11 protein-coding genes are annotated in these 12,707 nt (G+C 57.9%); 3 read left to right on the top strand and 8 right to left on the bottom strand.

Features of this window, described 5'->3' with window-relative positions; all coding sequences use genetic code 11:
• Positions 1-4: 4 nt before the first annotated feature.
• The 8 genes from rseP to rpsB all read right to left on the bottom strand — a co-directional run bounded on the left by rseP (position 5) and on the right by rpsB (position 7,574).
• Positions 5-1,363, bottom strand: a complete 1,359-nt coding sequence (gene rseP, locus IEW65_RS00430; protein ID WP_188637556.1) for an RIP metalloprotease RseP — start codon at positions 1,361-1,363, stop codon at positions 5-7.
• Positions 1,364-1,406: 43 nt separating this feature from the next.
• On the bottom strand, positions 1,407-2,603 hold the full coding sequence (gene ispC, locus IEW65_RS00425) for a 1-deoxy-D-xylulose-5-phosphate reductoisomerase (RefSeq protein ID WP_188637555.1): 1,197 nt from the start codon (positions 2,601-2,603) through the stop codon (positions 1,407-1,409).
• On the bottom strand, positions 2,600-3,421 hold the full coding sequence (locus tag IEW65_RS00420; protein ID WP_188637554.1) for a phosphatidate cytidylyltransferase: 822 nt from the start codon (positions 3,419-3,421) through the stop codon (positions 2,600-2,602). The genes ispC and IEW65_RS00420 overlap by 4 nt, the downstream gene beginning before the upstream one ends.
• A complete protein-coding gene (gene uppS, locus IEW65_RS00415) occupies positions 3,414-4,199 on the bottom strand; it encodes a polyprenyl diphosphate synthase (RefSeq protein ID WP_188637553.1) in 786 nt (261 codons plus the stop codon). Before uppS ends, IEW65_RS00420 begins: the two co-directional genes overlap by 8 nt.
• A gap of 87 nt (positions 4,200-4,286) precedes the next feature.
• Complete coding sequence (frr, locus tag IEW65_RS00410) at positions 4,287-4,844, bottom strand: ribosome recycling factor (RefSeq protein WP_188637552.1); 558 nt, start codon at positions 4,842-4,844, stop codon at positions 4,287-4,289.
• A 4-nt stretch (positions 4,845-4,848) separates the two neighbouring features.
• On the bottom strand, positions 4,849-5,619 hold the full coding sequence (pyrH, locus tag IEW65_RS00405; RefSeq protein WP_188637551.1) for a UMP kinase: 771 nt from the start codon (positions 5,617-5,619) through the stop codon (positions 4,849-4,851).
• A gap of 122 nt (positions 5,620-5,741) precedes the next feature.
• Entirely contained in the window at positions 5,742-6,611 is an 870-nt protein-coding gene (gene tsf, locus IEW65_RS00400) for a translation elongation factor Ts (protein WP_188637550.1), read from the bottom strand.
• A 213-nt stretch (positions 6,612-6,824) separates the two neighbouring features.
• The gene (rpsB, locus tag IEW65_RS00395) at positions 6,825-7,574 is read right to left on the bottom strand and encodes a 30S ribosomal protein S2 (protein ID WP_188637549.1); all 750 of its coding nucleotides are present in this window, start codon (positions 7,572-7,574) and stop codon (positions 6,825-6,827) included.
• Between the two features lie 321 nt (positions 7,575-7,895).
• Here rpsB and map point away from each other — a divergent pair, with 321 nt between their 5' ends.
• The 3 genes from map (at position 7,896) to dapC (ending at position 12,681) form a co-directional block, all read left to right on the top strand.
• Positions 7,896-8,687, top strand: coding sequence for a type I methionyl aminopeptidase (gene map, locus IEW65_RS00390; protein WP_188637548.1), 792 nt, complete (start codon positions 7,896-7,898; stop codon positions 8,685-8,687).
• A complete protein-coding gene (locus tag IEW65_RS00385) occupies positions 8,687-11,362 on the top strand; it encodes a [protein-PII] uridylyltransferase (protein WP_188637547.1) in 2,676 nt (891 codons plus the stop codon). Before map ends, IEW65_RS00385 begins: the two co-directional genes overlap by 1 nt.
• Positions 11,363-11,484: 122 nt before the next feature.
• On the top strand, positions 11,485-12,681 hold the full coding sequence (gene dapC, locus IEW65_RS00380; protein WP_188637546.1) for a succinyldiaminopimelate transaminase: 1,197 nt from the start codon (positions 11,485-11,487) through the stop codon (positions 12,679-12,681).
• Positions 12,682-12,707 lie beyond the last annotated feature (26 nt).

The following is a 12,707-nucleotide window of genomic DNA, read 5'->3' as shown; positions in this document are numbered from 1 at the left end:
GTTATTACCACAGGCGCATCAAATCGAAATAGAGCGCCATCAGCATCAGGGTGCCAACCATGGCAAGCCCGATGCGCAGCCCTATCGCTTGTGTTTGCTCAGATACCGGCCGCCCACGCAATACCTCGACAAAATAGTAAAGCAGATGACCGCCGTCGAGCACCGGAATGGGCAGCAAATTCAGCACACCTAAACTAATCGAAAGATACGCTAGAAAGCCCACAAAGGCTTCTACTCCAGCGCGCGCCGAATCACCCGAAATTTGCGCGATGGTAATCGGCCCAGACAGATTAGAGGGTGAAATGAGCCCCACCAACATCTTGCGGATCGCATCCACTGTCAGCAGTACCATCTCTCCGGTACGTGACAGCGCCTGGCCTACGGCCTCAATTGGCCCGTAGCGGATTTCGCGCTGCAATGACTCAGGCCAGCTAAACGGCTGTGCACCAGCACCAATGTACCCAACCTCGTCACCACTCTCCAGCGTATTACGTCCTGGGGTGAGCGAAAGGGAGCCTTGCTCGCTATCGCGCTGGTAACCCACGGTCAGCGTCTCACCGGCGCTATCGCGAATCACTGCCACAAACTGCATCCAGTCACTGATGGATTCGCCATTGAGAGAGAGTATACGATCCCCCTCCTGAAGCCCCGCTTCTGCGGCGGCCTGCCCCGCCACCACTTGCCCCAAAATGGGTGGGACGTCAGGACGCCAAGGCGAGAACCCAAGGCTCTGAAGCGGCTGCGGCGGATCCTGGCGAACCATGTAGTTACTCAGAGGCAACTGATAGCTGCGCGAGGCGCTGGCCCCTTCAGGCAGCGCTTCAATGGTTAAGTCGCCGCTAAAACCAATCATCGATACAAGCTTTAAATTAATCTCTTCCCAGGAGCGCATCGCATCGCCCTGGATAGCGGTGATTTCACTGCCCTGCTCAAGCCCCGCTTCTGCTGCAGGCGAGCTGGGAGTAATGTCGCCCACCAGCGGCGCTACGGTGGTCGTACCCGCCACAAACAGCGCCCAGTAGGCCACAATAGCCAGCAAGAAATTGGCAATGGGGCCAGCTGCCACAATGGCAATGCGCTGCCATACGGTTTTACGATTAAAGGCTTGGTCTAGCTGCTCTTCCGGCACGGGCGCTTCGCGCTCATCGAGCATTTTGACGTAGCCGCCCAGCGGAATGGCCGCCACCGCAAACTCGGTTCCGTGTCGATCCACCGTCGACCATAACGGCTTGCCGAAACCGACGGAAAAGCGCAGTACTTTAACGCCGCAGCGGCGTGCGACCCAAAAGTGGCCAAATTCATGAAACGTCACCAGCAGCCCCAGCACGACGATGACGGCTAAAATATTCTGTATCAGGCCCACTTGTTGCTCCTTTGCACGACGCGTTGCTCAACGATAGCTGAAGCTAAGCGGTTAACTGGCGTATGGTGAGTGCCGCTTGCTCTCGCGACCAGCGGTCTGCAGCAAGCACACGTTCAAGGGAATCCGCCTGCCCGGGATAAGGCATCGCCATGACCTTCGCTACGACGTCTGGAATTGCACCAAACGTAATATCACCGGACAAAAAAGCATCAACGGCAACTTCATTGGCAGCATTCAGGACTGCCGGGGCTGCCCCGCCCGCCTGCATCGCTTCACGCGCTAACCGCAAGCAGGGAAACCGCGTTTCATCGGGAGCTTCAAAATCAAGTCGCGCCACTTGAAACAGGTCAAGTGTCTCCACACCCGCGTCAATGCGCTCGGGCCAAGCAAGCCCATAGGCAATCGGTGTACGCATATCGGGATTACCCAACTGGGCGATTACGGAACCATCGTCATAGGCCGCCATGGAGTGGATCACGCTTTGCGGGTGTACAACGACCTGAATTTGCTCGGGCGTGGCGTCAAACAGCCAGCACGCTTCAATAAGCTCAAGGCCTTTATTCATCAGCGTCGCGCTGTCAACTGAGATCTTACGACCCATGGACCAGTTGGGATGTGCGCAGGCCTGTTCTGGCGTGGCGCTGGCAATCTCTTCCGCTGACCAGCCACGAAATGGACCACCCGATGCCGTCAGGAGCAACTGCCGAACGCCGTGCTTGGCTAACCCACCACGATGCTCGCTGGGTAGACACTGGTAAATGGCATTATGTTCAGAATCAATCGGCAGAAGCGTCGCACCGGAGCGCGCCACGGCATCCATAAACAGTGCCCCACTCATCACCAGGGCCTCTTTGTTGGCCAGCAGCACGCGTTTACCCGCCTCGGCCGCCGCCAGTGCAGGCAACAGGCCTGCCGCCCCTACAATAGCCGCCATCACAGCATCGACTTGAGGCGCACGGGCAACATCACAAAGCGCCTCCGGCCCTGCGGTAGCCACAGTAGGCAGTCCTGCGTCGTTCAGTGCCTGCTGTAACCACTGCGCATCCGCCTCGCTATCCAACACGGCAAATTGAGGGCAGTGCGTGCGGCACTGTTCCAACAGCGCCTCTTTGGAAGTGTGTGCTGTTAGCGCATACACCCGGTAGCGCTCAGGGTGGCGAGCAATTACATCCAAGGTGCTTTTGCCAATGGAGCCCGTCGCGCCCAGCACGGTAACCAACTGAACCGTGGGCTGGCTCATAGCGCACTCACCTGAAGATGCAGCACCTGTAGATAAAACAGCGCGAAGATGGGAATAGCCGCGGTGAGGCTGTCGATGCGATCCAGCACACCGCCATGGCCCGGCAGCAGCTGGCTAGAATCTTTGATATCGCGATAGCGCTTTAGCATGCTTTCAAACAGATCGCCCAGTACGGAGGTGAGCGTCACCACGGCGGTAATAATGACCAACGCAAAACCGCCCATTAGCCCAAGAGGCTGCCAAAAGGCGAATATCAGCGCTAGCAGCGTTGTCGCCGCAAGCCCGCCATACACGCCCTCCCAGGACTTACCTGGGCTAACCCGCGGGGCCAGCTTGCGCTTACCCCAGCGGCGTCCGGCGAAGTAAGCGCCAATGTCTGCCGTCCATACCAATAATAATACGAACAACAGCCACACCGCTCCGCTCTCGCGCAGCACGTTAAAGCCTACCCAGCATGGCAGCAGCACCCAAACGCCCATCAGCAGACGACGTGAGCAGGCTTGCCACTGCCGGCTGCTATCTGGGTAATGCGTCACCCAATAGAGATTCAGCAACCAGCCAGCGGCGGCCAGCCACAGCGGCCATACCGCAAAGGCCGCACCGCTGAACCACAGCAATGCCATCAGCGCCGCCATAGCGGCGACTAACGCCAAGCGCATGCGCGTGGCGATAACCCCCGCTAGGTTCGTCCATTCCCAGGTACCTAATAGTACGATCAGCGCTGTAAACAGCGCGAAGGCACCTCCCTGTAATCCAAACAGACCCATTAGCGTGACAGGAGCTAACCAGGCTGCGGTGATCATCCGCTGTTTAAGCACCTTGCGCCTCTATTTGTTCGTCGGTCATTCCAAAACGGCGACGTCGTAAGCAAAAATCGTCGAGCGCTTTGTCGAAGGCCGCCCCATCAAAGTCTGGCCATAACAAGGGCGAAAAGTGCAGCTCAGCATAAGCGAGCTGCCAGAGCATGAAGTTCGAAAGCCGTTGCTCGCCGCTGGTACGAATACACAGATCCACGGGCGGCACCTGCTCGGTATTCATCGCCGCGTCCAGGCGCGCCTCATCAATGGCATCCGGCGTTAACTCACCGGCAGCCACCTGCTCGGCTAACTGACGCGCCGCCCTGGCAATGTCCCACTGGCCGCCGTAATTGGCAGCAATCACCAGGTGCATGCCGGTATTACCGGCCGTAAGCCCTTCAGCACGCTGAATATGCTTTTGTATCGCATGGGAAAACCCACGCTGCTCGCCGATAATCGATAGGCGAATATTACGCTCATTGAGTTTTTTGACTTCGCGCTTAAGCGCCATCAAAAACAACTCCATGAGCGCATTCACCTCGGCGGCCGGGCGCTTCCAGTTTTCACTGGAGAACGCAAACAAGCTCAGGGTCTTAATCCCTCTCTCCGCCGCACGCTCAATCACCGCTCGCACGGTTTCAACACCCGCACGGTGGCCGCGCACGCCAGAAAGACCACGTGCCCGCGCCCAGCGGTTGTTACCATCCATAATGATAGCAACATGGGACGGCAATGCTTCCTCGGATCGAGAAAGCGTCGTGCCGCCCGGCTGCTCTTGGGGAAGCTGCGGAGACGTCATGGGTTCTCGCACCAAAGATCAGTCATAAGTAAGCCAAGCGATGGCCCACGGGCAGTCACACTGCCCGTGGTTAAGTGAATGCAGGTGTTATACCTGCATGAGATCCTGTTCTTTTGCGGCAAGAGCCTTATCGATCTCAGCAATATACTTATCGGTCAGCTTCTGGATCTCGTCTTCACCCTGGCGCTGATCGTCTTCAGTAATGTCTTTATCCTTGAGCAAGGATTTGAAATCACCGTTAGCGTCACGGCGTACATTGCGCACGGCTACGCGGGCATTTTCTGCTTCGCTACGCGCTTGCTTAATGTAACCCTTGCGCGTCTCTTCGGTCAGCATCGGCATCGGTACACGAATCACGTTGCCTGCGCTTGAGGGGTTAAGGCCCAAGTCAGAGGTCATGATCGCTTTTTCGATCTTGGCCACCATGGACTGCTCCCAAGGAGCCACCGCCAGGGTGCGGGCATCTTCAACGTTCACAGAAGCCACTTGGTTTAGCGGCACTTGGCCACCGTAATACTCAACGGTCACTGCATCCAGGATGCTAGGGTGAGCACGACCCGTGCGGATCTTGTTGAAGTTGCTGTGCAGCGCCTCAACGCTCTTCTTCATGCGAGACTCTGCATCTTTCTTGATGTCGTTGATCACGTTGTTACCCTCTGTCTATCAGCGTGCCTTCCTTGCCCCCTACTACGAGGTTCAGCAGGGCACCAGGCTTGTTCATATCAAATACCCGCACCGGCATATTATGGTCACGTACCAGGCAGATTGCGGTCAAATCCATTACTCCCAGCTTCTGTTCCAGAGCGTCGTCATAGGAAAGCTGGTCATATTTCACGGCGTCGGGGTACTTCACCGGATCCTTATTGTACACGCCGTCCACCTTAGTGGCCTTGATGACAACGTCTACGTCCACTTCAATGCCGCGCAAGCAGGCAGCAGAGTCAGTGGTGAAGAAAGGGTTACCGGTGCCTGCAGAGAACAGCACCACGTCGCCAGACGTTAAATAGCGGATGGCGGTACGGCGGTCATAGTGCTCCACCACACCGCTCATGGGAATCGCTGACATCACCCGTGAGCGAATATTAGAGCGCTCCAGGGCATCACGCATAGCGAGGGCATTCATTACCGTTGCCAGCATTCCCATGTGGTCACCCGTAACACGATCCATGCCGGCTTCGTTTAACGCCGCACCACGGAACAGGTTACCACCCCCAATCACAATACCTACCTGTACGCCAATACCGACCAGTTGGCCGATCTCTAGCGCCATACGATCCAGCACTTTCGGATCAATACCAAAATCGTGCTCACCCATTAGCGCTTCGCCCGACAGTTTCAGCAAAATACGTTTGTATTTCGACTTCGACTTATCGATTTTGGTGGCAGCAGTAGGGGTGGGCTCTTGAATCTCACGTGACATGGCATCTCTCCTGAGGCAAACCTGGGCACAGGTGGGCGAGCTAGCGCCTGTATTTCACAGGGGCCGGATACACGAAGGCGTGCGCTCGCGCGCACGCCATCTTATTGCTAGAACCTCTGACCTTAGCGACGGCCAGCCTGTTCCATGACTTCTTTAGCAAAGTCGACTTCTTCTTTCTCGATGCCTTCGCCCACTTCAAAGCGAGTGAAGCTAACCACTTCGCCGCCAGCTGCTTTAACAAATTCAGCAACGGACTGGTTCGGGTCTTTAACGAACGGCTGTTCGGTCAGGCTGTTCTCAGCCAGGTACTTCTTCAGACGGCCTTGAACCATCTTCTCAGCAATCTGCTCAGGCTTACCGGCCATGTCCGGCTGGGCCAGAATGATCGCTTTCTCTTGGTCCAGCTGCTCTTGCGGCATCTCTTCAGGATGCGCAACGGCCGGATTGATGGCTGCGACGTGCATGGCAACATCTTTGGCTGCTTCGCTGGTACCGCCTTTCAGAACGGTCAGAACGCCGATGCGGCCGCCGTGAACGTATTCGCCCACCAGACCACCTTCAGCGGCATTCACAACAACGGCACGACGCACGCCGATGTTTTCGCCGATTTTCTGAACCAGCTGCTCACGAGCGGACTCAAGGTCACCTGCCATCACGGCAGCAACGTCTTCGGTCTTCGCTGCAAAGAACGCATCAGCGATCTTGTTAGAGAAGTCGATGAAGTTGTTGTCACGGGCAACGAAATCAGTTTCAGAGTTGATTTCGACCATAACGCCGTAGCTGCCATCTTCTGCTACGCGAGTAACCACCGCACCTTCTGCAGCGGTACGATCCGCTTTCTTCGCGGCTTTAAGACCAGAGCTTTTACGCAGGTTTTCGATCGCGACATCGATATCACCGTCGGCTTCGGTGAGTGCTTTTTTACACTCCATCATGCCAAGACCGGTACGTTCGCGCAGTTCCTTAACCTGAGAGGCGCTGATAGCTGCCATGAGATTTCACCTCGGAAATGGTTTTAACTGAGAGTTAACGCGCTACAGAGTATAAGCACGATAGATGACCGTTGCGTATCACTGTGCAGAGCGCTTGCCGGTATTGATCCGGCATGTTCGGCCCGCCTGGGCGAACCCAAAGCGGGAAAAAGGGGGCATAAGGCCCCCTCTTAACACGATGCGGCTCAACCTGCCCGCCGCACCACTGCAGCCTTACTCGGCAGCAGCGTTAGTGTCGGCAGAAGCGGCTTCTTCAGTCTCTTCAACAAACTCGTCCGGACGACCTTCTTTCGCGCGACCACACGCATCGGCAATTGCCTTCACGTAGATCTGGATAGCGCGGATGGAGTCATCGTTACCCGGGATAACGTAATCAACGCCATCTGGGTTAGAGTTGGTATCTACCACGCCAATGACCGGGATACCCAGCTTGTTGGCTTCGTTGATCGCGATGCGCTCGTGGTCAACGTCGATCACGAACAGTGCGTCCGGCAGGCCGCCCATGTTCTTGATACCACCGATAGAACGCTCAAGCTTCTCTTGCTCACGCGTAGCCATCAGGACTTCTTTCTTGGTCAGCTTCTCGAAGGTGCCGTCTTCACGCATCACTTCCAGATCACGCAGACGCTTGATGGACTGACGAATGGTCTTGAAGTTGGTCAACATGCCGCCCAACCAGCGATGGTTGACGAACGGCTGGTTAACGCGGTTGGCTTCTTCTTTGATGATCTTGCTAGCGCTGCGCTTGGTGCCAACAAACAGAATTTTGTTGTTGGATGCCGCCATCTTCTCGACCACGTCGATCGCTTCGTTCAGCGCCGGCAGGGTGTGTTCGAGGTTGATGATGTGAATCTTGTTGCGCGCGCCGAAGATGAATTTACCCATCTTCGGATTCCAGTACTTGGTTTGGTGACCGAAGTGAGCACCTGCTTTCAGCAGGTCACGCATATTAACGTGAGACATGGTAAAACTCCTGAAACTCGGGTTAGGCCTCCACGCACCCCATGGATCCGACCAATGACAGCGCTAGGCGTTATCAGAGGCACCCGGGACCATGTGCCGGTGCATGTGTGTTTTCAAGGCTTGCTGTTAGGCAATACAGCGTCGCTGCATTGCAATGTCGTTGCCCTTTCACGCACCGCCGCCCAGTAAAGAAGCATTGGATGGCGATTGCAGGAAAGCGCGCGGCTTTATACCATAGATCATTGCCAAGATGAAGTCGCGGCCGCGTTTCGGTATTTAATTTGCGACCCATCACTTACCCAGAAGCCACATCGAGAATTCATGAACGTTCCTATCAAGACGCCTTCTGAAATCGAGAAAATGCGCGAAGCCGGTCGCCAGGCGGCCAGCGTTATCGAAATGATCACTCCCCACGTTAAAGCGGGTGTCAGTACCGGCGAGATCGACCGTCTGTGCCACGAGTACATTGTTAACGAACTCGGCTCTGTTCCGGCACCGCTGAACTACCACGGCTTTCCCAAAGCGACCTGCACGTCTATTAACCACGTGGTCTGCCACGGTATTCCTGATGACGCCAAAAAGCTGAAAAACGGCGACATCATGAACCTGGATATTACTGTCCGCACGCCAGACGGCTACCACGGCGACTCCAGCGTGATGTTCGTGGTGGGCGACACCATTCAGGGCGAACGCCTGTGCCGCATCACCCAAGAGTGCTTGTATAAAAGCATTGAGCTGGTCAAACCCGGCGTGCGCCTTTCTGAGCTTGCCCGTGTGATTCAGCAGCATGCGGAATCGAACGGCTACTCAGTAGTGCGTGATTTCTGCGGCCACGGCATTGGCGCGGACTTCCACGAAGACCCGCAGTTCCTGCACTACGACGGCTATGCACCAGATGCCGACATCCGCCTGGAAGCGGGCATGTGCTTCACCATTGAGCCGATGATTAACGTGGGCGGCTACAAAACCAAAGTGCTGCGCGACGGTTGGACCGCCGTGACGAAAGACCGCAGCCTATCGGCCCAGTGGGAACACACCCTGCTGGTCACCGACACCGGCGTTGACGTGCTCACCGCACGCAGCGACGAAGACTTTAGCTTTCTGAACGCCTGATGCTCCTTCACCACTACCGGTTCGAGCCGGACACGTCGCTTTATGATCTAGACCTGTTTCGCACCGAGCTTGCCGGGTTGCGCTCCCCTATCGCCCCGTTTAAAGCCGCGCTGCGGGAAATCCAGGCACGCCTGGATGAACGCTTTCGCGCCGGTAGCGATATTCGCGACCTGGTACGCGGCAGGGCTTGGTATCTTGACCAGCTGCTCGCCATCGCCTGGGCCCAACATGCCTGGCCCGATGACGGCGTTGCGCTGGTGGCCGTGGGCGGCTACGGGCGTGGTGAACTGCATCCTCACTCGGATATCGACCTGCTGTTGCTGCTTGAGCACGACGACGACACGCCTTACCGAGAACCCCTCAGCGCCTTTATCACCTTTCTCTGGGATATCGGCCTGGAAATCGGCCACAGCGTGCGCTCGCTCAACGACTGCGAGCGGGAAGCCGAAGCAGACGTGACGGTGATTACCAACCTGCTGGAATCGCGCCTCATCGCCGGACCGGAAAGTCTGCGCGAAAAGATGCGCGAACGCCTAAGCACACCGAACCTGTGGCCCGCCGACCGTTTTTTTGAAGCCAAGTGGCAAGAGCAAATTACCCGTCACTACCGCTACAACAACTCCGAGTACCACTTGGAGCCCAACTTAAAAAGCTCCCCCGGCGGCCTGCGGGATATCCAGATGATTGGCTGGGTGGCCAAGCGTCACTTCGGTACCGAGCAGTACACTGACATCGTCGCCAACGGCTTTATGAACGACGCTGAGCTGCGCATTCTTAGCCAAGGCCAAGCGTTTCTCTGGCAGGTGCGCTACGCCCTGCACATGCTGACCGACCGAGCCGAAGACCGCCTGCTGTTTGATCACCAGCGCACCATTGCCGAAATGTTTGGTTTCAAGGACACCCCCGAACGTCTCGCGGTCGAGCAATTCATGAAGCGCTACTACCGCCACGTGACGGCCCTTGCCGGGCTCAACGACATGCTGCTGCAGCACTTCGATGAAGTGATTCTGCGCGGCAAAGAGTCGCTGGAAACCGTCAAGCTGAACGAGCGGTTTGAAACCAAAGGCGGCTATATTCAGGTACGCTCTCGTCACTTGTTCCGCGAGCGCCCAGCGGCCATGCTGGAACTGTTCCTGCTGATGGCCAAGCATCCGGAAATCGAAGGCGTGCGTGCGGACACTATTCGGCTGATTCGCGATCATCGCCACCAGATTGACGACCACTACCGGGAAGACCCGCGCCACCAGCGGCTGTTCATGGCCCTCATGCGGGCACCGGGCAACGTTCCTCGCCAGCTTCGCCGCATGAACCGCTACGGCATTCTTGGCAAGTACCTGCCGGAGTTTGGCCGCGCCGTGGGGCTAATGCAGCACGACTTGTTCCATATCTACACGGTGGATGCCCACACCCTGCGCCTGCTGAAGTTTCTTCACGGTTTCCGCAAACCGGATGCCAAAGGCGATTTCCCTGTAGCCGCGACGCTGATTCACCAACTGCCCAAGCTCGACTTACTGTGGATTGCTGGCCTGTTCCACGACATCGGCAAAGGGCGCGGCGGCGACCACTCGGAGATTGGTGCGCGGGATGTCGAGCAGTTCTGCCAACGCCACCATGTGTCTCAGCACGATACCAACTTGGTCAGCTGGCTGGTGGAGCACCACCTGCTGATGTCCATGACCGCCCAGAAGCGCGATATCAGCGACCCGGATGTGATCCGCGACTTCGCGCTGATCGTGCGCGACGAAACACGCCTGGACTACCTCTACGTGCTCACCGTCGCCGATATCAACGCCACCAACCCGACGCTGTGGAACGGATGGCGGGCCTCGCTGCTGCGCCAGCTCCACGCAGAAACCAAGCGGGCCCTGCGCCGCGGGCTGAAAAATCCGCCGGACCGGGACGACTGGGTGCGCGAAACCCGCACCGAAGCGCGCTCGCTATTGCAAACGGTCGGCGTCGATAGCGCGCACATCGACCAGCTTTGGGAGTCGCTGGGGGAAGATTACTTCCTACAGTACGCGCCCAGCGAAATTGTCTGGCAGACCCAGGGCATTCTGGCGCACCAGCCGTCACCGCTGCCGCTGGTGCTGATCAGTGCTCCCACCGCCGACATGGCCGAAGGCGGCACCAAGGTGTTCATCCACACTCGCTCGGTGGATGACCTGTTCGCCGCCACTGCCGCCGCCATGGAACAGCTCGGGCTCTCGATCCACGATGCCCGCATCGCCACGTCGCACAACGACTGGACGCTCAACACGTTTATTGTGTTGGATAGCCACGGCCAGCCGATTCGCGACTCAGAGCGCATCGAAGAGATGCGCAGCCACTTGGTAGAAGAGCTGGATGACCCGGACGACTACCCCGAGATCGTCACCCGGCACACGCCGCGCCAGCTCAAGCACTTCAAAGTGCCTACCGAAGTCGTGATCGAGCAGGACCCGGCCAATGAACGCACCCTGCTAGAGCTCACCGCCCCCGACCGCCCCGGCCTGCTGGCTCGGGTGGGGCGCATTTTCATGGAGCAGGATATCTCGCTCTCAGCCGCTAAAATTGCCACGCTAGGCGAACGGGTTGAGGACGTTTTCTTCATCACCACCAAAGCAGGTGAACCGCTCACCGACCCCGAACGCCAGCAGCAGCTTCGTGAACGGCTGATTGAGGTATTGGGGGTTTAACTTCGAATAAAGGCACGTCCTGGTGGTTAGGTTTGAGCCTGCACCAGGGCTTGCCTATAATCGGCGGTTCTATAAATGGTTTTGCCTACCGCTCCCGCCCTTAAGCTCTCAACGGACGCACCATGAACGCTGATCTCAATGCCCTACATCCCTATCCGTTTGAAAAGCTGGCCGCTCTCAAAGCGAGCCTAACGCCACCGGCGGGACTGACGCACATTCCGCTTACCATTGGCGAGCCCCAACATGCCCCCTATCAAGGCGCGCTGGACGCTCTCATTGCTCACCAGCTAGAAATGGCCCGCTACCCGGCCACCAACGGCCTGCCCGCGCTGCGCGACACCATCGCCGCCTGGGCGACCCAGCGCTTTGGCCTCGCGGGGCTGGACGCCGAACGCCAAGTGCTGCCGGTGAACGGCACCCGCGAAGCGATCTTCGCCTTTGTGCAGGCCGCGCTAGATCGTACTCGCCCGGCCAGCGTGGCCGTGCCTAACCCGTTCTACCAAATTTACGAAGGCGCGACGCTACTGGCAGGCGGCGAGCCGCTCTACCTAGACTGCACCGCCGAGAACGGCTTTCGCCCCGATTTTTCAGCGGTCAGCGCCGACACCTGGCGCGACGTGCAAATCGTATTCATCTGTTCGCCGGGTAACCCGACCGGGGCCGTCACGCCGCTGGCCGAGTTCAAACAGCTGATTGCCCTGGCCGATGAGCACGACTTCATCATCGCCTCCGACGAGTGCTACTCCGAGCTTTACCTAGACGAGAACACGCCACCGCCAGGGCTTTTGCAAGCCTGCGCCGAGCTTGGCCGCGATGACTACCGCCGCTGCGTGGTCTTCCACTCGCTCTCCAAGCGCTCCAACCTGCCGGGCCTACGCTCTGGCTTTGTGGCAGGCGATGCCGACCTACTCGCCCCATTTAAGCGCTACCGCACCTATCACGGCTGTGCCATGTCGCTGCCGCTGCAGCACGCCTCCATTGCCGCTTGGCAGGATGAAGCCCACGTGCGCGCCAACCGCGACGCCTACCGCGAAAAATTCAGCGCGGTGACGGATGTGCTTGCCCCAGTGATGGATTTTCCCACTCCGGAAGCGAGCTTCTACCTCTGGCCTGCGGTGCCGGGTGGCGACGATATCGCCTTTACCCAGCGGCTATTTAGCGAACAGCACGTGAGCGTACTGCCCGGCAGTTTGATGGGTCGCCCAGGGCAAAACGGCCTTAACCCCGGCGCGGGTCGGCTACGCTTAGCGTTAGTGGCGGAGCTTGAGCCGACCTTAGAAGCGGCCAAGCGCCTTCGCCAACTGGTCGAGCGCGGCTAACGCGCCGCTGAAGACGACGAAAGGAG

This window comes from Vreelandella lutescens (assembly GCF_014640815.1).
Classification (GTDB): domain Bacteria; phylum Pseudomonadota; class Gammaproteobacteria; order Pseudomonadales; family Halomonadaceae; genus Vreelandella; species Vreelandella lutescens.
This window is presented reverse-complemented; position numbering and strand designations above follow the sequence as displayed.